Here is a 22,820-nt window from a genome sequence, read left to right as displayed (position 1 = left end):
GAAGTTCGTTAGAAGTTAGAGGTTCAATAACTGTTATAAGCTCAGGCGCTAGTTACAGGACGGTCCACTTGTCCGGAACCTGCAACCTCCAACGAACTTCAAACCTCAAACCTCAAACCTCAAACCTCAAACCTCAAACCTCAAACTTCAAACCAACTATTCCTCAAGTCTGGCTACTGCCTCGAGCAACATACAACCGCTTAGCTGCGTGGTCATATCGGTAGTGGTAGCTGTGCTGTTCCATGCGGTATTAAAGAGCACCTGCGGCCTGGTAGTGCCTTGCAGCCAGAGCGTTTCAGCGTTCAGCTTCAGGAAGTTGGCAAACTTTGTTTTGTCTGTGCTGCTGATGTCACCATCGGTGATGAGCAGCATGAGATAGCGTACCAGTATGCCTTTGAACAGGCCGCCGTCGCCACCGCCTTCCGCCTTCAGGATGTTATTTTGTGTGAAATCGCCGCCCAGCGCATTGTTGGCAGTTTTCAGCGCATCGCTGATGTAAGCCTGTTCGCCGGTGAGCTTATAGAGCTCTACCCCTGCGCCGATAAAAACGCCCTGGTTATAGGTGAATTTCCAGTTCTTGTCAATGGCCCCGTTGCCTTCGCGGTTGATGCCATCCCAAACCAGGCCGCTGGCAGGATCTACGAGGGTGGTTTTCTGCCACTGGTAGATCTTTTTGGCCCATTCCAGGTCGGCCGCATCGTGGGTTACCTGGTACATACGGGCTGCGATGATGGCCGCGGGCGCATTGGCAGGGGTGTTCTTGTAGTTCTTGCTTTTGTCTTTATTCCAGTGAATACCGCCGCCCCAGGTATCATCCCAGCCTCCTTTGATATCGTTCCATAAGAGCTGCGCAGTGGCTTTATAGCGGTCGTCCCGCGTGGCTTCATAGGCCCGCAGGCAGGCAAGTGTCATCCACTCCATATCATCGTAGAAGTGATTGATATAGGTGTTGCCGTTCTTTGCTTTCATACCATCCAGCAGCTCGCTCATTTTGCCTTTAATGGCGTCGTTGTTGGTACGGATGTAAGCATCCAGCAGCACATCCAGTGCATGTGCATTGGGCCAGTAATTGAAGGTAAGGTTACCTGCATTGTTGGCGTTGAAATATTTGCCGCCGGCATTGTAAAAGTTGCCGGTCAGCGAAGCTTGTGCTGAATCTGCGATGGCAGGCCAGTCGAATTTGTACACTGCTTTGTTTGCGCCCGGTCCGGGGCCTTCATCTTTCGGCTCTTTCAAGCAGGAAGTGAAGGCGAGGGAGAGTAGTACTATTAGAAAAGAATATTTCATGTTTATCAGTTGTAAGTTGTCAGTGGTAAGTTGTCAGTTGTCAGTTGTCAGTCGTAAGTCGTAAGTCGTAAGTTTAAATGCAGCGAGTGTGGATCACTGATGACTGTCAACTTTCGACTGACAACTGACAACTGGCAACTGGCAACTGTTAAAGAACTATTACTTCGTGGGTATAGGCTTTGTCGTTATAGAAGTACACTTTTACATCGCAGGCCTTTGTATCCACTTCTGTTTTGAATTTATAACAGTAGTTCCACTGGTCGTTGTTGGTGATGGGATACAGGTTCCAGAACGACAGGGGCGTAGCGGCAGTTGGGCGGGAGTTGTCAGCATTGGAGCTGCCTACCCATTCCTGTGCGTCGGCGCCATCGGCGGTCTTGGTGTTGATGCGGAACTTATAGCGCTCATCGCGGCCCCAGGATTCCTGTTTGAAGGTGATCACCTGGTTGGAAGCAGAGAAGGTACCATTGCCGGAGTAGGTCAGGTCGAACATGATCTGGTTGTTAGGCGCAAACCAGAGGCCCATACCGGTGATCTCCGTGGCGGTAACAACGGTGTTGTTAAAGTCGAGCCGCAGGCGGTATACTTTGGTGCCGCCGGTGTGGGTGGATTCACCGCCTTCTTTCAGCACGGTGCCTTCCAGCGAATAAGTAGTAGGCGTACCGGTGTTACGGTCGGTGAAATGGAACTTACCATCCTTCAGGGAAGTATACAGTTCAAACACGCCGCTGGTGATCATCTTCATGCGGATAGCTTTGGACAGGTCTGCACCTGCTTCTGTGGCATCACCGGTGAGGAACACGTCTACCGGGATCTCGGCAAAGCCGTTGGGCCTTTCCACCTCCAGCAGGCGGCTGGCAGCAGCTTGCTGTACATTATATCCTTTGGCGGCCAGTACGGTCCATTTCAGCTTACCGGTGCCCAGGGCAGGAATGCCGGCTGCGCCTGCAATGCTGTTCAGCTCTTTGTGGGAGAGAGACAGTTTATTCTGCACGCCTCCGCCATCAGAGGTGTATTTAGCGATAGGATTGGAGAAGTCGCCGCTCTCCTTATCAAAGGCTACTTCATACAGTACGAGAGAGCCATCTTCTGCACGGGCCTGGTCCCATTCAAAGCTAACAGTGGCGCTGGTGGCGGGCTGCAGCTTTACAAATTTGTTATCTGCAGGCGCAGTGAGCCTGCTCACCGGTTGCAGGTTTGTGTTCAGCTTATAGTCGTCTTTTTTACAGGCGCTCAGCAGCATGCCCATCACGAAAGGAAGTATAGCGATAGTATGTATCAAACGTTTTTGCATAAACGGAATTTTAATAGTAGTACAATTGTTACCAACCCTGGTTTTGTCCGAGATTATTGTTCTGGTCGCGTTCAAATGTGGGCACCGGCCACAGGTAGTGTTTGGGGTTGTTAAACCCGCGGTTCTCCACGATGATGTACCCGTTAGGGTCTTTATTGAAAGCGCCTGATGTTACTTTAATGCCTCTTACAGGTTTGTTCATTACCTGGTCTGCTATTTTCCAGCGACGGATGTCGAAGATGCGGAGGCCTTCAAAAGCCAGTTCTGCTCTTCTTTCGCGGCGGATCACATCGCGCAGCTGTGCCTGCGTCAGCGCTGCATTGAACTCGGTAGCGCCTGCGTCAGTGAATTTGGCGCGTACCCGTAAAGCGCGGATAGTTTGATTCCATACCGCTGCGTTCATCTGGTTCAGCTCATTCTTGGCCTCGGCATACGTAAGCAGTACCTCTGCGTAGCGGATCATGATGAGGTTGAGTGAAGACTGATAGTTCGTAGCAGAACGGTCGTAATATTTCTGGAAATAATAACCGGTAGGAGAGGCGCCCTGGTCATCCACGGTATTAGTTGCCGGGTTGGAACCAGGCTGTGTAAGAATGGTTTGCTGTGCACCGGTGAAGTCTGTTACCGTAGAGCCGTGATGCAGGATGGTGGCTTCGAAGCGGGGATCCCTGCTGGTGTAGGGAGCGCTTTCGTTATAACCGGAACCGGCTTCTTTAATGCCTTTGCCATTCAGCATGATGTAGTCATCCACCAGGTCTTGTGTGGGCACCAGCACGCTCCTTAACTGCGTTACTGTTTGCGGCATGAACGAGCGTTGACGGTCGTAAGTGCGGCCACCACCGTATTGCAGGTCGAGCACCACTTCGCGGTTGTATTCATTGGCAACGGTGAAGATGCTGCTGTAATCGCTCATCAGGCTGTAGGTGCCGTTGCTGGCGCTGTTCATGAGCAGCTCACAGTCGGAAGCTGCGGCCTGCCATTCGCCAGCGTAAAGGTGCACACGGGCGCTGAAGGCGATGGCGGCGCCGCGGGTAATACGGCCTCTGTCTGATTCAGCGTATCCGCCGGGGGCACCGCTGTAATCATTGGTGGGCAGATCGTTACGGATGCCTGCCAGCTCGGTCTGCACGAATTGCAGCACCTGGTTTTTGGCGGTACGGCTGATGGTACGTGAATCATCCATAGAGATCACGTTGGTGAAAAAAGGTACGTCCCCATACCAGTTGAGTAATTCAAAATATGCGTAGGCGCGTATGAAGCGGGCCTCTGCGGTGATGCGGCGTTTGAGCGTGCTGTCCAGTGAAGGCACTTTGCCGATGTTCTCTGTCAGGTTGTTGCACCTGCGGATGGTGGTATAATAGTAGCCCCAGGTATCTGTTACTCTTCCGTTGGAAGGGTCATAGCCGCCGTTGGCAATGGCGGTAACATTCTGGTAGCCGCTGCCGTTCACGTAGGCGTTATCGCTCAGGCCTTCGTTGCCGAAGAAGTAATCATCTTTGGAGAGATGTTCATAGCAGGCGGCGAGGGCGTCCTGTGCATCTTTTGCATCCCGCCAGTAGGCTGTTTCGGTGAACTCGCGCGTGATCGGCTGGTCCAGCTTGCGGCAGGAGAAGAGCGTTGAGGCGAAACAGGATATTATGAGTAGTTTTTTCATGCTTTACACTTTAAAATTTTACATCCAGGCCAATGGCGTATGTAGCAGCATTGGGATAGTTACGGCCCGCGATCGGGTTATAGGCGCTGTTGCTCAGCTTATCATCATATTGTGTGAACTCCGGATCCACACCCAGTTCGCGGAAGCGTTTAGGCATGATGGTGATCAGGTTCTGGCTGGTGAAGTAGATCCTTAAGCTTTCCATATTGACCTTGCCTGTAATGGAGCGAGGCAGGGTATAACCCAGCTGCAGGTTTTTCAGGCGGAGATATTTTGTGTCGAACATCCAGTAATCTGAATAAGCAAAGTTGTTGGCATCTGCGGTACCGATGGTGAGGCGGGGATAGCTGGCGCCAGGATTGGTGGGCGTCCAGCGATCCAGGTGCTGTACAAAGGCGTGGTCTTCGTTGTTGTGGAAAGCTTCCACGATATCGCCGCGCAGGAACTGGGAGCGTTTGCCTACGCCCTGCCAGAACATGCTGAGGTCAAAGCCATGCCATGCTACGTTGTAAGTGAAACCGAAGGTGTATCGTGGGAATGGATTGCCGAAGATGTAGCGGTCGTCGGCATCTATCACGCCATCGCCGTTGCGGTCAATGTAGCGGATATCGCCGGGCATTACCTGCTGGTTGTAAGCAAAAGGCACTTTGGGCGCATTCTTGATATCATCGAGGTTCTGATAAAGGCCGTTTGATTTGTAGCCGTAGTAGGAAGCGATCGGGAAGCCCTCTTTGATGATATAGGCATAGTCGCTACCACGAACGGATTGCTGTCCAAACTTCACCACCTTGTTCAGGTTATCCGATATGTTGAACCCGAAGGAATGGCTTACAGGACCGGTGTTGGTACGGTAAGTAAGGGCCAGTTCCCAGCCTTTGTTGTTGACGGTGCCTACGTTCTCCAGCGGAGACTTTTCCTGGTCTGTAGTTACGCCTGCGGTACCGGGCACGGTCTGGAAGAGATAGATACCGGTGGTGTTTTTGTTGAAATAGTCAAAGGAAGCGGTCAGCTTGCCGTTGAAGAAATCAGCATCAATACCGTAGTTGGTCATGGTAGAGATCTCCCACTGCAGCAGATCATTGTAGGTAGAGAACACCGCGCCTGTTACAGGAGCATTGTTAAAGGAATAGTATCCCTGGTTCAGGTTCACCCTTGCGAGGTAGTTAAACCCACCGATGTTGGAGTTGCCCACCTGGCCCCAGGAGAAGCGGAACTTCACATTGCCGATATTGTCCTTTACGTACTGCAGGAAGTCTTCGTCGGTAGCCCGCCATCCCAGCGAGAATGCAGGGAAGAACTGCCAGCGGTGGCCAGGGGCCAGCTTGGAAGAACCATCGTAGCGCCAGGTGAATTCTGCCAGGTACTTGTTATCAAAAGCGTAGTTCACCCTGCCGAAGAGAGAGTTCAGCGCGTAGAGGTTCGGGTTGCGGATCTCGTTATAGTCATTGAGGCTGCCGTAGTCGAAAGTGCCGTCGGGCTTGGGGCGGTAGCCGCCGCCGATGGCCCAGTCGTCATCCAGGTTGGTGGTGCCGATACGGTCTGCACGCAGGCCGTAATTCTCGTTGATAGCATCACTACGGGCGCCTACCTGGGCTTTTACGTAATGCTGCTTGAAGAAGGTGTTCTCGTATTCAGCGGTAGCGTATACGTTGGTGTTCAGGTCTTTGTATTCCTGGTTATGCAGCTCGTCAAACTGTGGCGGGTTGGCCGTTGTATAGTAAGGCGCATAAGTGAACCTGTTGATGCGGCGGGTCTCGTTATCGATGTTGTACACGCCGGATGCATTGAAGTTCAGCCTGAAATTCTTCACCGGTGTGATGGTGATATCTACACCGCCCATCAGGTTATCTACTTCATTCAGTTTGTAACCACCTTCTGCCAGCTGGGCAAATACGCTGTTGCTGGTGAGGGAGGGTACAACCCAGTTGCCCAGTGAATCTTTCACGGGATTGGTGCGGGGCACGCGCATGGCGTCGCGCATCAGGATGCCCATATCAAAGGGATGGGTACGGAAGTAGGATTTTGTGTAGGCGATGTTGGCGGCTACTTTTACATACTTACTAACGTCGATGCCTATGTTAGCGCGGGCGTTGTAGCGTTTGTAGTAGAAATCCTGGTCGGCCGGCAGCCATTTGTTCTGCAGCATATTACCCTGGTTCACATATCCCAGGGAGAGGAGGTAGCTGCTGGTTTTACCGCCGCCGGTAACGCTCACGCTATGGTTTTGCTGTGGCGTGGTGTTGCGGATCAGCTCACGGAGCATGGCTGGTTCAGAGCCACGTGTATGCCAGTACTGAATATCCTGTGAAGAGTATTGTGGTGTTTTACCAGAGTTCACCAGGGCTTCGTTCTTCATGGTCATGTATTCCCATGCTTCTACCTGGCGGGGCAGGGTAGTGGGCGTCTGCAAGCCGTACATACCGTTGTATTGCACGCTGGGCTTCTGATCTGTCTTACCTCTTTTGGTGGTAATATAGATAACGCCATTGGCCGCCTGTGAACCGTAGATAGCGGAAGAAGCAGCATCTTTCAATACAGAGATGCTTTCCACATCATAAGGGTTCAGGTTCTGTAAGCCTGTACGGCCTGCCTGTACTCCATCGATGATAATGAGCGGCGCGTTGCCGGTGAGGCTGCCTACACCGCGGATGTTCAGGTTGAGCGCGGCGCCCGGTTCAGCGGTGTTCTGCTGAATGGTGAGGTTAGGCGCGAGGCCTTGCAATGCCTGGAACATGTTGGCGCTGGGACGGCTGGTGATATCCTTGGTGGCCACCGTGCTGATAGCGGCGGTTACCTGTCCTTTTCTCTGTGTGGTATAGGCGGTTACCACCACTTCTCCCAATTCCTTGGAGTCTGACTCCAATACCACGGTTATGTTAGTTCTGCCGTTGATCCCCACTTCCGTTGCCGTGTAGCCAATGGAAGAGCATACCAAGGTACCATTGGCTTGCCCACTGGGGACCTTTAGCGTAAAAAAACCGTCTTCGTTTGTTGTGGTGCCGATGGTAGCGCCTTTCAGGCGGATGTTCACGCCCGGGATACCTTCTCCCTTATCGTCTACCACGCGGCCGTTGACGGTAACTTCCTGCTGCTGCTGAAATTCAGCTGCTGGCTCGTTTCCCTGGCGGAGGATGATCTTGTTATCGATCAGCTCATAGCTCACGTTGAGTGGGGACAGGAGCATGGGCAGTACCTCGCTCAGCTGTTTGTCTTTTACATCCAGTGAGATGCGTTGGGCGGTTTTGACAAGATCGTTTGAGTAAACGAACACGTAGGTGGTTTGCTGCTCGATCTTTTCCAGCACCTGTGCGAGGTGCTCGTTCTTTACCTGAAGGCTGATGCGGCTTTCAAGCGGCCTTTCATTGTGTTTTTCCTGTTGGTCGCGGTGCGGCGGCGGCATGCTGTAAGCATATGCCACCTGCGCTTTAAGGTCGAGCATGTTGAGCAATGCCATGCAAGTGACCAGCGGTAAGCACCATGAACGGATAGAAGGCGAAAGGAGTGCAAGTAGAGATTTTACTCTCATAGCGTGGACTTTTAGCATTAAATAATAAATAATGAACAGTGAATAATTAGTTGTTTATGGTCAATGTGGTGTCGGTGATTTCGTAGTGGAATGCGCGTGACCTGGCCAGGTAGAACATGATCTCCTCCAGGGAATTATGCTGGAAGGAACCTGTCAGGCGATACTGTTTCGGTGTTTCGGCATTGAACTTTACTTTCTTGCCGAAGGTCCTTTCCAGTTCCATGGTAATGCTTTCCAGTGTGGCGTTGCGGAATACCAGGCGTCCTTCTGTCCAGGCTTTATCATCTTCGCTGGTGGTGTTCTCTTTCACAATATTGCCGGTTTGCTGGGTGAAGGTCACTTTTACATCGGGCGTGATGAGAATGGTGTCAGGCTGGTGTTTACTACTGTCATCATATTTAGGAATGAAGGCTACTTTGCCTGTGGTAACGGAGGTTTGTACCGGTTCGTTCTCATAGGCGCGTATATTGAAGGAGGTGCCGAGCACTTTGATGGTACCTTTGTGCAGGTGGATGATGAAGGGCTTTGTTTCGTTGTTGGCCACTTCAAAGAAAGCTTCTCCTTCCAGGAATACTTCGCGCGAAGCGCCGGCGAAGACTTCGGGATAGGTGAGCTTACTGTCTGCGTTAAGCCAGATCTTGCTGCCATCGGTCAGCTCGAGGATGGCTTTGGTGGCTTTGCCGTTCTGGCGGTTTTGCCAGGTGGACGTGTCGTTGTGCGCTGCTGTGTATTGCCTCGTGGGTTGCTGGCGGCGGAGCAGCCAGGATACGCCCAGTAAGAGCACTACGGCGGCAGCCACGCTGGTGGCGATGTAGATGCTGCGTTTTAAGGTCTTGCGGTGCTTTGATGGGGTGATAGGCACAGGAGCAGCAGATGGCTGGATCCGGGCCAGTGTACGTTGTAATGCCTGTTCGGCATTGCTGGAGGAACGTTGGGCGGTTTCTGCAAAGTATTGCTGCAGGATGGTGTAACGCTCTCGTAAATGTTCGTCGGATTGCAGCAGGGTGTCGAGCAGCTGCAGTTCCTGCGGAGAGGCTTCTCCTGCAAGTTTTTTGGTGACGAGTGTGATGAATGGGTCTTCGTTTAACATAGATGTTTTTGGTTTGAGGTTTGAAGTTTGAGGTCTGAGGTTCGTTGGAAGTTGAAGGTTCAGCATCAAAGCGCCATGAAGGCACACCTGTTCTGAACTTCAAACATCAAACGTCAAACTTCAAACTGCAACCATGAGAAGGACAGCGAAACTGAAAGAATTACTTACAAGGGAAATATTTTTTTTCCGCCGGGTTTGTTGTTGGAGAGATAAGGGCCGATGGTTTCATTGAGGCGGCGCATGGCGCGAAAGAGCTGTGTTTCCACGGTACGCGGGGAGATGTTAAGGATCTCGGCGACTTCTTTATATTTGAAGCCTTCTTCTTTGATCAGCTTAAATACTTTACGGCATTGGTCGGGCAGGCGGTCTACTTCCTGGTCAAGCTTGAAGAGGATCTCTTTCCATTCCATGCTGCGTTCAGGATCGATGCTGTTGGTGAGCTGGGAGATCCCGGTATCGGTAAGGGGCGCGATACGGAGGGCGGAATATTGTTCCAGGTAATTGAGGGAGTGGTTCTTGATGGCGATGAAGAGGTAGACTTCCAGGTTGGCTACTTCTTCGAGGGCCTGGCGGCGGTTCCAGATCTTGACGAATACGTCGGAGACGATCTCTTCGGCGGCTTCGCGGACGTGAACGTATTGCATGCTAAAGCGGAGGAGGCGGTCATAGAAATGGCGGAACAGTTCCGAAAAGGCTTGTTCGTTACCATAACGTGCAATTTGTTGCTGCCACTCTTGAATGTTAGCACTGTTCATAGCCCTGCTGGGAGGTGGATTTCTTTTATAGACAGCGAAATTGGGAAAAATACTTACAAGAAATAAAAAAAAGTTTGAGGTTTGAAGTTTGAGGTTTGAAGTTCGTTAAAGGTTAAAAGTTCCGGACAGGCGTGTCTGCCTGGCACAGTCGTCCAAGACATTCAACCTGGAACGAACTTCAAACCTCAAACTTCAAACCTCAAACCAAATTAATTCCCCGCTCTCTTCAGCTCATCTGAGCTGCCCGTCTGCCGTTCCCTGGCGCCTTTGATCTCGTTGTTACCAAAGCGGTAGGTGAGGGAGAGCGTATAGGTAGTAGTGTTCCAGGTATTTTTGATCCGGGTGTCTACATTGTTGTAGAGGGCGTAGCCGTTGAACTGGCTGCCGCGGCGGATGATGTTATTGACATTCCCTTTGATGGTGAGCTTCTTGTTCATCAGCTCTTTTTGCAGGCCCAGGTTGATGTCGTACTGGGCTTTGCCATGGAAGATGCCTTCCAGGAACTTGGAGTAATAATAACCCCCTACTTCCGCCTTCATGTTGTGGGGAAGGGTAAAGGTATTGGTGGTGTTAAAATAATACTGCAGCTTGTTGCCGCTATAATTAATGTTGTCTGTTGTCAGGTCGTATACGTTGTAGAACAGGCTCAGGTTAGTACTGGAGTTCCACCATTTGGTGACGTCAAAGGGCAGGGTAAGCGCCAGGTTATAGTTTCTCAGGTTGTTGAAATTGAGGTTGGTGCTGGTTGTAATCTTGGTGCTATCGTCCTGCAGGAGGATCTCGTTGATCAGGTTCCGGGTATAGGCATAGCCTATGGTGAAGATATACTTTTGCTTAAAGGTGTATGAAAGTTCTGTGTTATCCGTGTATTCCGGCTTCAGGTAAGGGTTACCGCGGAAATAGGTGTATTTGTCCAGGAAGAACAGGAAGGGATTGAGCCAGTTGTATCCCGGGCGTTCTATGCGGCGGGAGTAGGCGATCCCCAGTTTATGATCTTCCGTGAACTTATAATCCGCAGAAAAGTTGGGGAAGAAGTCGAGGTAATTACGTTTGATCGTGCTCTTCAGGCTCACGGAAGTACCTTCTGAGATGGTCTTTTCCAGGCGGAGGCCTGCTACGACGTCGAATTTACCCAGGGTGATCTTGTAGGAGGAATAAGCGGCGAGGATATTCTCCTTATAGATGAAACGATCGCTCTGCGAGGGAGCGGGCACATAGTCCTTTCCTCTCAGGGAGTCGTACTGGAGCTTGTTATCAGTTTCCACAAAGCTGGCTTTCAGGCCGGCTTCCAGTTTAGACTTCTTATTAAAGGGCAGTACCAGGTCTGTTTTCAGGCTTTTGATGGTTACCCGCGTACGGCCATCGTTCCGGATACCGTTGGGGTTACGTATTTTATCCAGGTGATAGTCGAACAGGCTGTCTGACAGGTTGAGCTTGCGGTGGTTGTTAAAACGGCTGAAGTCTGCATCAAAGCTGATCTCCGTGCCGCTGGTGTCCAGCTGACCTTTATAGTTCAGGTTCACCGCTATATTATTGAAACGATTGTTGTTGGTGGTCAGGGTATTGAGGGTGGAATCTACCTTACCAATAGGATCGCCGATATCGGTATTGCTGTACATGCTGTTGCGGAAGGCGTTGAAATAGCCGTTCACCAGCACGCCTACCGTATGCTGTTTATTGATGAAGTAGTCGAAACCGGTTTTGAAGTTGCGGTTGTTAAAGCGGTTACGCTGGAAGATATTCTGGTGAAAGAGCATCGGTTCATCGCCGGAGATATTGCGGTACAGCTCGCGCAGGGTAAAGAAGCGGCGGTCGCCATAGTTGAAGTTACCGAAGAGGTTGAACTTCGTGGTACGCCAGTTGAGATTGGTGCCTGCGTTGTAGATAGGATACCTGCCGAAGCCCATGCTGGCGTTGACGGTGCCATTGGTACCGGTGAGCTGTCCTTTTTTTGTTTTGATGTTGATGATACCGTTATTGCCCGCGGCGTCGTATTTGGCGCTGGGGGTGGTAATGATCTCTATCTGGGAGATGGTTTCGGCTGGTGTGCTTTTCAGCAGGTTGGCCAGCTGCTCGCCGGAGAGATAGGTGAGCTTGCCGTCTATCATCACTGTTACGCCCTGGTTGCCTTTAATGAGCACGTTATCATCCTTATCGATGGTAACGCCCGGAGCTTTCCTGAGCAGGTCCAGTACGCTGTTGCCTGCTGAAGTAACGCTGCTTTCCACGTTAAGGGTGGTTTTACCGGCGCTACGCTCTATGAAGGGCTTTTGTGCCGTAACGTTGACTGCCTGCAGGTTCTTAGCCTGCTGGTTCAGCTGCAATGCGTTGAGTGCGATGGTCTTATGGGATGCGTCAATGGTGAAAGGCGCGCTTTTTCCGGGCGTATATCCCATCAGGGTTACCTGGACGAAATAGTGGCCAGCGGGGATATTGTCGATAGTGGCATTGCCCTTTTCGTCGCTCAGCTCACCTTTTACCAGTGAGGTATCTTTCACCTGGCGTACCAGCACATTTGCGAAGGCGAGGGGTGCGTTCTTGTCGTCTGTTATTTTAATCGTGATCTTTCCTTGTGGCTTTGTCTGCCCAAACAATGTATGGAATGTCAGGAGCAGCAAAAGCCCGCTAAGTATACTTCTGGTCATAATTTCACCAATGATAGGAGTGATGTCTTAATGTTATAAAGCCTACAGTTTAGATAATTGCTTGTTGGTCGTCAGATCTTGTTAAGTGTGTTGGTACCGTTGCATTTTTTAGGTATTGAATTGAATTTGGTAATGCTGAAAGAGACCATATAAAAAGGCACCATTTCGGGGCGCAACTCTTCACTGACAGGGGTTGGTGACTGAATAGAGCGATCTCTCCAGGTACTGAATGCCAGGATAACTATACATAGCAATAACAGGAGCATTACCTTTCGCATTTTTTGCTGTTTATACTAAAGACGAGCAAGTTAAAGAAAGGTTGCACTGGTTGCGGAAAAAAGTGATAAAATGTAGTACGGACGGGATGAACAGCGGATTATGAAGGATGGTTTGATGGAGGACCTCCCTCACTTTAAAATGCGCTGAACGGTAATGGCTGATCTCTGTTCCAGCAGCACCGTTCTGCCGTTGCTCAGCTCATCCAGGAGGCCGTCTTTTGAATAGCGTACGGTGAGGAGCTCCAGCCCTTCGTTATAGGACAGTTTAAAGTCATGGTGGATGGCTTTTATCAGCTGTTCTATCTTTTCCGGGTTGTTGTCTATACAGCAGGAGAAGCTGATGGCGGCATTCTGCATGAGGTTGATCTTGATCTTCAGGCTGTGGAAGATATCATAGATGTCACTGATCTTATCTTCTGTAATAAAGGCGTAATCGCGGGAGGTAAGGGTGATCAGCACCTGGTTCTTTTTAAGCACGATGATGGGGGGCAGCTTGGTATGGTCCACATCTTCCCGGATCACAGTGCCGGGCAGGTCTTTGTTCAGGAAGCATTTTACATACAGGGGGATCTGCTTGTTCTGTAAGGGCTTGATGGTTTTGGGGTGGATTACCTGCGCCCCGTAGTAGGCCATTTCTATCACCTCGCTATAGCCGATCTCGGGTATGTTGATGGTGTTCGCGAACTGTTTGGGATCGGCGTTCTTGAGCCCTTCCACATCTTTCCAGATGGTCTGGCTTTCGGCGTCGAGCATGTTGGCGAATACGGCGGCGGAGTAGTCGCTGCCCTCGCGGCCCAGTGTTACGCTTTCGTTCTGGTCGGTGCTGCCGATAAAGCCCTGCGCGATCACGATATTGACGTCTTTGAAGAGGGGCAGTACTTTTTCGGTGATGTTACGCTGGGTAAAGGCCCAGTCGATATTGGCGTCACGGAAATTGTCGTCGGTACGGAAGATATCCCTCACATCCAGCCAGGTATTTTGGATCCCGGCGTGGTTAAACCAGGCGCTTACGATGGCGGTGCTCAGCAGCTCACCCAGGCTTACCAGCTGGTCGTAATAGTAATCGTAGGTGCGCAGGGGCTTTTCTCCCAGGGTCCATTCGGCCTCGGTAAAGAACTGCTGCAGCTGCTGGAAGAGGGGATGTTCGCGGGTACCCAGGAGGGCGGCGGCTATCTCTACGTGCTGTTGTTCAATATTATAGAGCAGCTGGGCGGCGATCTCCCTTTTACGCAGGAAGAAGTTCTGGGCCACCTTCTCCAGCTCGTTGGTGGTCTTGCCCATGGCGGAGATCACGATCAGCAGCTGTTCGTCGGGGAACGACTGCACAATGGCACCCACGTTCCGGATGCGTTCAATACTTTCTAAACTTGCACCACCAAATTTGAAAACCTTCATAGGGCAAAACTTCTTCTGTTAAAAAAATATTTCGCAAAGTACGGCAACTTTGAAATTGTTTAAAAATCTGTTTTATGAGAAATGACAGTTTCGTTAAAATTGGTATTTACGTTATATTCGTTCTACTCAAACCCGTATAACGCTATGAACAACAAGCAGAAAGTAATGACCTTAGATGAATTTACTATCCAGGAGCTAAGGAACTATCCCGGCGCCACAGGACAATTATCCGGTTTATTACGGGATATTGGACTGGCGGCCAAAAGGGTGAATGTGGAAGTGAACAAGGCCGGTATCGCGGATATACTGGGAGAGGCCGGGAGGACCAATGTGCAGGGGGAATCTGTGAAAAAGCTGGACGAATTTGCCAATGAGCAGTTTATCAGCTCCCTGCAGACCAGCATTTACTGCTGCGGGGTGGCCTCCGAAGAAAATGAGAGCTTTATCCCCTTTGAGGACGAATATTCCAAACAATCCAAATACGTGGTGCTGCTGGACCCCCTGGACGGGTCGGGCAATATCGATGTGAATGTTTCCATCGGCACTATCTTCTCTGTATACCGCCGCCTGAGCCCCAACGGCAGCCGTTGCGAGCTGGAGGATTTCCTGCAGCCGGGCACGCAGCAGATAGCGGCAGGGTATATTATTTACGGTTCTTCTACCATGCTGGTGTATGCTACCCGGCGCAGTGTGCAGGGCTTTACGCTGGACCCTTCTATCGGCGAGTTCTGTTTGTCGCACCCCAACCTGAAATGCCCGCAGGAGAGCGATATCTTTTCAGTGAACATCGGTTATTACCACCTGTATGACCAGCCGATCCGCAAGTCTATTGATCATTTCCTGGCCCGGACCGACCACGACAAGATCTACCGTCACCGTTTTGTAGGGTGTATGGTGGCGGAGGTACACCGCACCCTGATACAGGGCGGTATTTTCATGTATCCTGCCTTTGGCAAATTTGCTGCCGGGCGTTTGCGCCTTTGTTATGAATGTAATCCGATGTCCTTCATTATGGAAAAAGCCGGTGGGGTAGCGATGGCCAATGGCCGTCAGCGGCTGCTGGAGCTGAAGCCTGCCCAACTGCATCAGCGGGTGCCTATTTTTATAGGATCGAAGGCGATGATGGATACGTGGCAGCAAATTGTTACGAAATAAGTTATCAGTTATCAGTTATCAGTTATCAGTTATTAGTTGTCGGTTGCCAGTTTGCGTAAATGCGCTTTTATCTTAGAGAGATGCGCTTTTATCCGGGCTGGCATACGCTTTTAGTATAGGTAGGACCAGATGGCGCTCAAATGGAACGCTTGCTAAGTACGACTAAGCACTTACTAAGTATTCACTATACCCTTACTAAGTACTCACTAAACTCTTACTAAGCTGGTACTAAATTAACACCAGGAGCATTCGGCATGTAAACGGCCAGTAAAACCTATGTAGAACTGAAGGTGAGGTGGACATGAGGTGGACATGAGATGGACTTGATCCGGGGTAAAATTGCATTAGTCTTTGAGGCGGTCAGCAGGGAGCCAGGACAAATTAAAAATAGGTACAATAGTTGCTAAACCTGAGGCGTTTTAAATAGTCTAAGGTTTAAGTCTTTATTATTCACTATTAATAAGTATATGGTTATCAGTAAGCAACGTAAGATTGTACTGTTATTATGCTCCCTTTTTATGAGTGTTCAGGTATGGGCTTGTCATCGGGCGGGCGTACCAGGAGATGGCGCCAGGGAGCCGGGTGGAAGCATGGAAGAGCAGATCCTGTATTACACGAACAAGTTCAGGGCGTCTAAAGGGCTGGCTCCGCTGAAACTGGTGGAGATCATCAGTGTTGAGGCAAGAGATCATAGTAAGGATATGGCTAATGGCCGGACAGGGTTTGGGCATGAAGGATTTGAAGAGCGGGTAGACCATGTAAGCAAGAAGCTGGGCAGGGTGGCATCTGCAGCGGAGAACGTGGCTTATGGTAACCTGGATGCGGAAGGCGTGGTGAATGGATGGATCAAGAGCCCGGGGCATAGGAGGAATATGCTGGGGAGCTATAATCTGATAGGAATAGGAGCGGCGAAGGGGAAAGGGAATATTATTTTCTTTACGCAGGTGTTTATACAGAAGTAATAAAGCAAAGAAAAAAGCCGGAAGACCATCTTCCGGCTTTTTTGTCAGATACGTTTCCGGCGCGCAGCAGCTTAGCTGATTTTACGGGAACGGAGCGTTAGCCCAGCGAGCGTTATACCCAGCAAGCCGAGCACCAATCCAAAGATGGCCCCTGCTTTTCCACTGCCGGAGCCGAAAACAGCGCCAGCTGTGATGCTCAGATGCACTACACTAAGGATAATGCCGATTATTCCCAATAGCAAGGCCACAATGGCGGCGGTTCGTTTATTGCCTGTTCCGCCGGTGGCGTGTTTTTTTGCCCACATACCAATGCCCACACTCAAAAAGCACACTCCAACTCCTGCAAGCGCCCAGGCCCGTCCGGGGGTGATGCCCTTAACAGGCGGTGAAGATTGACCGGATAATGTTGTCGCGTTTTCTTTTGGAGCTGTTTGTGAAAATACTTTTTCGGGTACCAAACATGTAAATCCTGTGATTAACCAGGCTAATAAGATGTACGGAATATATTTCTGCATAACAACTTTGTTGTTTGAGAGCAAAACTACTGCCTGGGGAAACAATACCACTGTAAAAACGCGACATTTTACTGGTTGAATTCGACCGTTCCTCTATCACTCGCAGCTATCGTTCCCTGTTTAAAGTATTCTTTAGGGTTAAGGCCGGAAAATTTTTGGAAATCATGAATGAGATGAGACTCATCGTAATACCCGGATTCATAAGCGATCTGGAGCAAAGATTTATTTTTGAAAGTTTTGTTGAGCAGGGAATTGAACCTTGTAATCCGCAAAAACAATTTTGGGCTGAAACCGGAAAATTCTTTGAATCTTCTTTCAAATTGTCTCAGGGATAAAAAGTTATGATTTGCTAATGCTTTTACAGAAGTTGCCTGGTAGGAGTTCGAGATCGCTTTGATGGATGAATGAATATTTGTGTATGCTGTATTGACATTTTTCAAGCGTGCTGCTAAAAAAGCAGATGCAATTTTAACGCGTTGGTAATTGTCAGATGCCAACATTATTTCTTCTTCAAAGATCTCACCCTCTTTACCGCAGAGCGTTTTAATATCTGCTGACTGATTGGTGAGCTCATTTGCCGGTAAGCAGAATAATTGCGGAAGGGCGTGTGGGTACAGATAGAACCCAAAGATGCCGAAATCTGTGTTGGCTGCCACATTGCTGAAAGTTTGCGTCTGTCCGTAAATGCCCGGAACCAGGATCCTTTCCGCTTCAAACGCTGATGAATACCTGAACTGGCCTTTGTAGCAAAAGATAAGCTCCGGACAGGGATAGGCAAATGCATGATGGGAAAATGGCTTATCCTGGGAAGCATTGGCTTCTAAAAACCAAAAAAACTTTACATAGTCAGCAAGTGGTCGCGTTGGTTGTATGATATCAAAGTTCATTTATTGCGTTTTGAAATGCTGATATGGTGTGTTGATGGTGAATTTATGGAATTTCCGTATTCTCTCCTTCATTTTATAAAACCCATCGCGTTAGCATTGACCGAAAGTTCTGCTGCAGGTCAGTCTGTGTCTCCAGGTAACAGATAAAAAAATAGCCGCAAGAACTTTTGTTCCTGCGGCTATTTTTTTATTTCCTTCGGATCAGTACCCGTGATTCTGTGTAAGCACTCCTCCACTCAACTGGATCTCATTCAGCGGGATGGGCACGTGCTCATTCACTCCTGCTTTGAAATTAGGCAGCACGGATGCTGCGCGGCCTGTTCTCACCAGCTCATAGAACCGGCGATGCTCGCCTAAGGCCGTTTCTCACCCTCATCTCATGATAGATATCATTCAGGGTAAGGGTTGCCCGGTTGGGCAGGATGGTCATATCCGTATTACCTCCGCTATTTCTTGCGCGTGTCCTGACCTGGTTCACCAGGTCTGTTGCATGGCTTACATTTCCATTATGAAAGGCGGCTTCGGCCGTCCAGAGCATTACTTGTGCAAGGCCAAAGATCCTGTCATTGGTAGGTCCGTCACCTGCACCGCCACCATTGTTGGTAGGTATCTGGCTAACAGGCAGCCAATATTTCCTGTTCCAGTATCCGCTTTCGCTGGTAGCGGTATTGGCGGTGGTTCCATCGGGCATAAGCTGATTATTGGAGATGACGGTTGCTTTAAGCCTGGGGTCGCCGCGCTCAAATTCATTCACCAGGGATTGAGAGGGCACCACGAAACCGTATCCCCAGGTATTCCTGGGCGCATCAAAGAGGTTGAGCAGGTTTCCTGTGTTTTTGCCGGGAATGTTTTCATAGTTCAATTCAAAGATCGATTCCGGGCCAAATTCGCCTTCTATCGTCCAGATCTTTGTAACATCTGTTGCCAGCGCATACTGTTGTGAACTGATGATAGCATCTCCGATCTGCTGTGCCTGTGGCCACTTTTTCTGCCACATAGATACTTCCAGCAGCAGGGCCTGCGCGGCGCCTTTAGTAGCTCGTCCACGGTCTGAAACGGGCTGCTGGTTCTTTTCAGGCAGTCCGGCCATCGCTTCGCCCGCATCCTGCTCTATAGCGGCCAGCACTTCCGGCTCTTCAGACTGCGGAACATTGTAGTTACCATCATCAATTGGTTGCTTTACAAGCGGTATACGCCCAAACAGCCTTACCAGGTGCAGGTAGTAATAAGCCCGCAGGAATTTGGCTTCACTCAGCACACGTGTTTTGAGGGCGTTGTCCATTTGAATAGGCGGCACTTTCTGTAATACCAGGTTTGCCAGGTATACGCCTTTATAGTTATCGCGCCAGGCATTGTATACATAACCGTTATCCGATTTTGCAGTGAACAGTTTCAGCTGCTGTATCAGTTCCTGGTCAGAGGCGCCTCCGCCTCCTTTATTGGCATCGTCTGCCATGATATCTCCGAAGGAGGAGGGTGAATAGCCGCCGTAAGCCTGGTCTTTCAGCATACGGTAGGCGTCTGTAACCGCCCTTACTGCATCATCGGCCGTTACATAGTAGGTGGAGGTGGACTGATGGGCAGTAGGCTGCTCATCGAGAAATTTGCTGCATGCACCAAGGCTGATGATCAGCAGTGCACCGGGTAGTATATTTTGATATTTCATTTTGTACGTTGTTTTAGAAAGACAAGTTTACACCAGCAGATAAAGTACGGCTCTGGGGATAAGTACCGTTGTCTACCCCAATATCAAGTGTGCCGCCGGAACCACTGTATTGCTGACCGATTTCCGGATCATAACCTTTATACTTTGTAAATGTGAGCAGGTTCTGTGCAGCAGCGTATACACGCAGTGATTTAATGCCCTTTATGGCTGATTTCGGAATGGTATACCCGATTGTGAGGTTCTGCAGGCGCAGATAAGAGCCGCTTTCGAGATAGAAGTCCGATACACGGGAGTTGTTATTCGGATCGCTGGCTATCAGGCGCGGTAAGGTATTGCTGGTACCGGGGCCAGTCCATCTGCCCAGCGCTTCTGTTTCCATATTGTAGTTGGAAATAAAGAAGCCGTTGGTGTAGTACTTATAAGCTGCCAGCAGCTTATTGCCATATACCCCGGAGAAGAACATACTGAAGTCGAAATTCCTGTAATTACCGCGCAGGTTGAACCCGTATGTCAGCTTGGGGATGGGCGATCCGAGGAAGGTCTGGTCATTTTCATTGATCACCTTATCACCATTCAGATCTTTATACCGGAAATCACCCGGTGCGGTGCCCGCCTGTTGTTTGGGAGCACTGTTCACTTCCTCCTGCGTCTGGAAGATACCATCGGTCACATAGCCATAAAAGGAGGCTACGGGATGGCCTACCTGTGTCAGCTCGGTTTGACCTGGTTTGATATTGCCGCTATAGATCCTTTGTCCATTCCTGAGCAGGTCCAGCATCCTGTTACGGATGGTGGCAAAATGTATTCCAGCGCTCAGGGTAAAATCTTTACTGACAGCTTGTTTATAGTCTGCAGAGAATTCTATACCGGAATTCTGCATGGTGCCTGCATTCTGTCGTGGGCTCTGGGTAAAGCCCGACACGGACAGGATATTCAGGTTGAGCAGCATATCTTTTGTTTTCTTCTGATAATAATCGAAAGAGCCTGTAAGCCGGTCATCAAACAAGCTGTAGTCAAAGCCTGCATTCCACTGCTGCACCTGTTCCCATTTCAGGTTCGGATTGGCCAGCCCGGCGGGATCTGCGGTAGGAAATGCAGTAGCAGGTGTACCTATAGCATAGTAATACGTATTGATACCGGCTGAGTAATCATAATATCCAACACTGGCCTGGTTACCTACAATGCCCCAGCTGCCCCGTACTTTCAGGTAAGTAAGCTTGTTGCTTTTAGGAAAGAATGACTCGTTGGTGATATTCCATCCCAATGATGCAGAAGGAAAATTACCGTATTTGTGATTGGAGCCAAACTTGGAAGAACCGTCACGGCGAAGGGTAGCTGTCAGGAAATAAGTACCGCGGAAATTATAGTTCAGGCGGCCCATATAGGACAGCAAACCCCATTGCTGCTGGCTGCCGCCCACCTGTTGGTTACTGATACCTGCATCCAGGTACTGGAGATAAGGATCGTTTCCCGGTTGTCCCTGGTTGGATGCATTGATATAGTTGTAAGTGAACCGTTCTGCAGACATACCGGCCAGTATATTGAAATGATGATCATTACTGAGCTCAAATTCGTAGGTGGCTGTATTGTCCCAGGTCCAGTTTGTTACCTGGTCTTTCTGACGATAGAGGCGCGCGTTGGGATTGTTAAAGTTAGGCGCTACGTTATAGGTAGGCGTAAACTGTTTGTTATCTGAGAACTTAAGATCAAGGCTGTAAGAGCTTTTCAGCGTCAGCCCTTTTACAGGCTTGTATTGCAGGTAAGTGTTGCCCAGCAGGCCGTATTGTGTATAGGGCCAGTTACCATAGAGGTAGTGGATCTTTGCCAGCGGGTTTACGATATCGGAATACTTTGTGGCGGTGTAGTTACCATTTTCATCCTTTACAGGGATGGTGGGATCTTCTGCAAAGGCATCGTTGATCACGTTACCACCGAATTCTGTTGCCACGCTATGGCTCACTGACCTGTTGAACGCGAGGCTTTCCCCGAATTCAAGCCCTGGTTTGGGATTAAAGGTAATGTTATTGGACACGTTGATCCTGTTATAATCAGACCCTACGATGGTGCCTTGCTGGTTGAGATAATTACCGCTTACCCTGTAGGTGACATTCTCTCCGCCACCGCTGATAGCGAGATTATAGTTCTGTATGTATCCGTTCCTGAACAGTTCATCCTGCCAGTCTGTTGTGCGGGTATAAGCAGAGGGAGGATCTGTAAAGGGAGAGGGTTGATTGGCATTTTTGTAAGCTTCATTATTCAGCATCACATAGTCTGAAGCGCTGACCATGTCCAGCTTTTTACGCACCTGGGCAATGCCCTGGTAAGTGCCGAAGCTGATCTCTGCTTCTCCGCGGTGACCTCTTTTGGTTTTGATCAGCACTACACCGTTAGCGCCCCTGGAACCGTAGATAGCCTGTGCGGATGCGTCTTTCAGGATGTCGATGGATTCAATGTTCGAAGGATCGATAATATTGATATCGTTGGATGCAAGCGGAATACCGTCCACCACATACAGCGGGTCGGAGTTATTGATAGACGTTAAACCCCTGATGCGTACCTGGGCGCCTGCCCCCGGAGCGCCGGAGTTTTGGGTGATCTGCACACCGGCTGTTTTACCTTCCAGGGCGCCCTGCAGGTTGGTCACCGGCTGATCTTTCAGCACGTTTGAGCTCACGGAAGAAATAGCGCCCGTTACATCGCCTTTACGTTGTGTTCCATAACCTACTACCTGGATCTCATCCAGTGGGGAAGCGCTCAAAGCAAGCGACACCAGTACGCCGGAAGCAGCACCATTCACCAGCTTTGACCTTGCGGCGGTATTGGTATGCTGCTGGCCGGTGGCGGGAGCAGCCGCTTCTTCCTGGAAAGAGCCATTTACAAAACGGAGGGTAAGGGGAGCAAAGCCTACAAAGCTGATCTGCAGCACTTCACCTTCGCTTACGTCCAGCGAGAAAGAGCCATCCGGCGCGGTAGTAGCGCCTTTATGCGTTCCCCTGATGACGATATTTACCCCGGCAAGCGGTTGCCCGTCGGCATCTACAATGCGGCCGGTAGCGGGCGGAGGCGCCAGCGCAAATGTCTTCCACCCACGGGTGGGTGCGGGCGCCTTTCGCGAAAGGAATATGGTCTTGCCCTGTATAGTATAACCCAGGGGCTGGTCCCGCAGTACCAGGTCTAAAAGATCCTGCAGCCGTGCATTCGTAACATTCACGGATACAGCGCCAGTATTGGCAAGCAGCTGCTCATTTGCAAATACAACATAGCCTGTTTGCTTTTCTATGATGTTAAAAATCTGTTTCAGGCTGATATTTTTCGCAGAGATCGTAACATTCTGTGCTACTACAGCTGCCTTCACATTCATAAAAGCAACAAATAGTAAGATGACGGCAAGTTTCATAGCCCTTAGCATTTTAGTTAGGAGAAGGCATGGATGTGCCCCCGGGCTGATGGGCAGCCAACAGTCGTTTTTTTGCATAAATTGCAAGTGATTTAGGATTTGAAAAAATGGTTTGACAGCTGTTTTGGAAGCGACTAAATCATTCCACCGTCACGGTCGTCACCCGTGGCGGTTTTTTATTTAATCAGCCGGTCCGTTTTCTTATTCAGGCGTATTTGCCCGATAGTGATAACATGGAATGTTTGTTTTGTACATTTTCATTTTCAGTTAGTCATACGTAGTTTTAAATTAACAATATAGCCGTTTGGCTGATG

General features: G+C 49.9%; 16 protein-coding genes. 2 read left to right on the top strand and 14 right to left on the bottom strand.

Features of this window, described 5'->3' with window-relative positions:
- Window positions 1–156: 156 nt before the first annotated feature.
- The 9 genes from ACR9Y8_RS05380 to ACR9Y8_RS05340 all read right to left on the bottom strand — a co-directional run bounded on the left by ACR9Y8_RS05380 (window position 157) and on the right by ACR9Y8_RS05340 (window position 13,924).
- The gene (locus tag ACR9Y8_RS05380) at window positions 157–1,287 is read right to left on the bottom strand and encodes a glycoside hydrolase family 76 protein (protein ID WP_481212212.1); all 1,131 of its coding nucleotides are present in this window, start codon (window positions 1,285–1,287) and stop codon (window positions 157–159) included.
- Window positions 1,288–1,435: 148 nt separating this feature from the next.
- Window positions 1,436–2,581: a SusE domain-containing protein gene (locus ACR9Y8_RS05375; protein WP_481212211.1), complete on the bottom strand. Its 1,146-nt coding sequence runs from the start codon at window positions 2,579–2,581 to the stop codon at window positions 1,436–1,438.
- Window positions 2,582–2,609: 28 nt separating this feature from the next.
- Window positions 2,610–4,235, bottom strand: a complete 1,626-nt coding sequence (locus tag ACR9Y8_RS05370; protein WP_481212210.1) for a RagB/SusD family nutrient uptake outer membrane protein — start codon at window positions 4,233–4,235, stop codon at window positions 2,610–2,612.
- A gap of 10 nt (window positions 4,236–4,245) precedes the next feature.
- The gene (locus tag ACR9Y8_RS05365; protein WP_481212209.1) at window positions 4,246–7,761 is read right to left on the bottom strand and encodes a TonB-dependent receptor; all 3,516 of its coding nucleotides are present in this window, start codon (window positions 7,759–7,761) and stop codon (window positions 4,246–4,248) included.
- Window positions 7,762–7,807: 46 nt separating this feature from the next.
- Entirely contained in the window at window positions 7,808–8,851 is a 1,044-nt protein-coding gene (locus ACR9Y8_RS05360) for a FecR family protein (RefSeq protein ID WP_481212208.1), read from the bottom strand.
- Window positions 8,852–9,015: 164 nt separating this feature from the next.
- Entirely contained in the window at window positions 9,016–9,606 is a 591-nt protein-coding gene (locus tag ACR9Y8_RS05355) for an RNA polymerase sigma-70 factor (RefSeq protein WP_481212207.1), read from the bottom strand.
- A 209-nt stretch (window positions 9,607–9,815) separates the two neighbouring features.
- Window positions 9,816–12,251 carry a TonB-dependent receptor domain-containing protein gene (locus ACR9Y8_RS05350; RefSeq protein WP_481212206.1) on the bottom strand — a complete coding sequence of 812 codons (2,436 nt, stop codon included), beginning with the start codon at window positions 12,249–12,251 and terminating at the stop codon, window positions 9,816–9,818.
- A 71-nt stretch (window positions 12,252–12,322) separates the two neighbouring features.
- The gene (locus ACR9Y8_RS05345) at window positions 12,323–12,529 is read right to left on the bottom strand and encodes a hypothetical protein (RefSeq protein WP_481212205.1); all 207 of its coding nucleotides are present in this window, start codon (window positions 12,527–12,529) and stop codon (window positions 12,323–12,325) included.
- A gap of 129 nt (window positions 12,530–12,658) precedes the next feature.
- On the bottom strand, window positions 12,659–13,924 hold the full coding sequence (locus ACR9Y8_RS05340) for an aspartate kinase (protein ID WP_481212204.1): 1,266 nt from the start codon (window positions 13,922–13,924) through the stop codon (window positions 12,659–12,661).
- 144 nt (window positions 13,925–14,068) lie between these two features.
- On the opposite strand from ACR9Y8_RS05340, the gene fbp reads away from it, so the two are divergent.
- Both fbp and ACR9Y8_RS05330 read left to right on the top strand, forming a co-directional pair.
- Window positions 14,069–15,079, top strand: coding sequence for a class 1 fructose-bisphosphatase (gene fbp, locus ACR9Y8_RS05335; RefSeq protein ID WP_481212203.1), 1,011 nt, complete (start codon window positions 14,069–14,071; stop codon window positions 15,077–15,079).
- Window positions 15,080–15,597: 518 nt separating this feature from the next.
- A complete protein-coding gene (locus ACR9Y8_RS05330; protein ID WP_481212202.1) occupies window positions 15,598–16,041 on the top strand; it encodes a CAP domain-containing protein in 444 nt (147 codons plus the stop codon).
- A 71-nt stretch (window positions 16,042–16,112) separates the two neighbouring features.
- Here ACR9Y8_RS05330 and ACR9Y8_RS05325 read toward each other — a convergent pair whose 3' ends face one another.
- The 5 genes from ACR9Y8_RS05325 to ACR9Y8_RS05305 form a co-directional block, all read right to left on the bottom strand.
- Window positions 16,113–16,556, bottom strand: a complete 444-nt coding sequence (locus tag ACR9Y8_RS05325) for a DUF6223 family protein (RefSeq protein ID WP_481212201.1) — start codon at window positions 16,554–16,556, stop codon at window positions 16,113–16,115.
- A gap of 68 nt (window positions 16,557–16,624) precedes the next feature.
- Complete coding sequence (locus ACR9Y8_RS05320) at window positions 16,625–17,443, bottom strand: DUF6597 domain-containing transcriptional factor (RefSeq protein ID WP_481212200.1); 819 nt, start codon at window positions 17,441–17,443, stop codon at window positions 16,625–16,627.
- Between the two features lie 201 nt (window positions 17,444–17,644).
- Window positions 17,645–17,770, bottom strand: coding sequence for a hypothetical protein (locus ACR9Y8_RS05315; protein WP_481212199.1), 126 nt, complete (start codon window positions 17,768–17,770; stop codon window positions 17,645–17,647).
- Between the two features lie 4 nt (window positions 17,771–17,774).
- Window positions 17,775–19,109: a RagB/SusD family nutrient uptake outer membrane protein gene (locus ACR9Y8_RS05310; protein ID WP_481212198.1), complete on the bottom strand. Its 1,335-nt coding sequence runs from the start codon at window positions 19,107–19,109 to the stop codon at window positions 17,775–17,777.
- A 13-nt stretch (window positions 19,110–19,122) separates the two neighbouring features.
- On the bottom strand, window positions 19,123–22,506 hold the full coding sequence (locus ACR9Y8_RS05305) for a TonB-dependent receptor (protein ID WP_481212197.1): 3,384 nt from the start codon (window positions 22,504–22,506) through the stop codon (window positions 19,123–19,125).
- Window positions 22,507–22,820 lie beyond the last annotated feature (314 nt).

This window comes from Chitinophaga sp. SVR4-12A (genome assembly GCF_056754765.1).
The sequence above is the reverse complement of the archived record's forward strand: the minus strand, read 5'-3'. Positions and strand labels throughout refer to the sequence as shown.

Coding starts and splice junctions, on each gene's coding strand:
- ACR9Y8_RS05320 (WP_481212200.1), bottom strand. CDS start 17,443: ATGAACTTTGATATCATACAACCAACGCGACCACTTGCTGACTATGTA.
- fbp (WP_481212203.1), top strand. CDS start 14,069: ATGAACAACAAGCAGAAAGTAATGACCTTAGATGAATTTACTATCCAG.
- ACR9Y8_RS05305 (WP_481212197.1), bottom strand. CDS start 22,506: ATGAAACTTGCCGTCATCTTACTATTTGTTGCTTTTATGAATGTGAAG.
- ACR9Y8_RS05365 (WP_481212209.1), bottom strand. CDS start 7,761: ATGAGAGTAAAATCTCTACTTGCACTCCTTTCGCCTTCTATCCGTTCA.
- ACR9Y8_RS05325 (WP_481212201.1), bottom strand. CDS start 16,556: ATGCAGAAATATATTCCGTACATCTTATTAGCCTGGTTAATCACAGGA.
- ACR9Y8_RS05350 (WP_481212206.1), bottom strand. CDS start 12,251: ATGACCAGAAGTATACTTAGCGGGCTTTTGCTGCTCCTGACATTCCAT.
- ACR9Y8_RS05345 (WP_481212205.1), bottom strand. CDS start 12,529: ATGCGAAAGGTAATGCTCCTGTTATTGCTATGTATAGTTATCCTGGCA.
- ACR9Y8_RS05380 (WP_481212212.1), bottom strand. CDS start 1,287: ATGAAATATTCTTTTCTAATAGTACTACTCTCCCTCGCCTTCACTTCC.
- ACR9Y8_RS05340 (WP_481212204.1), bottom strand. CDS start 13,924: ATGAAGGTTTTCAAATTTGGTGGTGCAAGTTTAGAAAGTATTGAACGC.
- ACR9Y8_RS05310 (WP_481212198.1), bottom strand. CDS start 19,109: ATGAAATATCAAAATATACTACCCGGTGCACTGCTGATCATCAGCCTT.
- ACR9Y8_RS05330 (WP_481212202.1), top strand. CDS start 15,598: ATGAGTGTTCAGGTATGGGCTTGTCATCGGGCGGGCGTACCAGGAGAT.
- ACR9Y8_RS05355 (WP_481212207.1), bottom strand. CDS start 9,606: ATGAACAGTGCTAACATTCAAGAGTGGCAGCAACAAATTGCACGTTAT.
- ACR9Y8_RS05375 (WP_481212211.1), bottom strand. CDS start 2,581: ATGCAAAAACGTTTGATACATACTATCGCTATACTTCCTTTCGTGATG.
- ACR9Y8_RS05360 (WP_481212208.1), bottom strand. CDS start 8,851: ATGTTAAACGAAGACCCATTCATCACACTCGTCACCAAAAAACTTGCA.
- ACR9Y8_RS05370 (WP_481212210.1), bottom strand. CDS start 4,235: ATGAAAAAACTACTCATAATATCCTGTTTCGCCTCAACGCTCTTCTCC.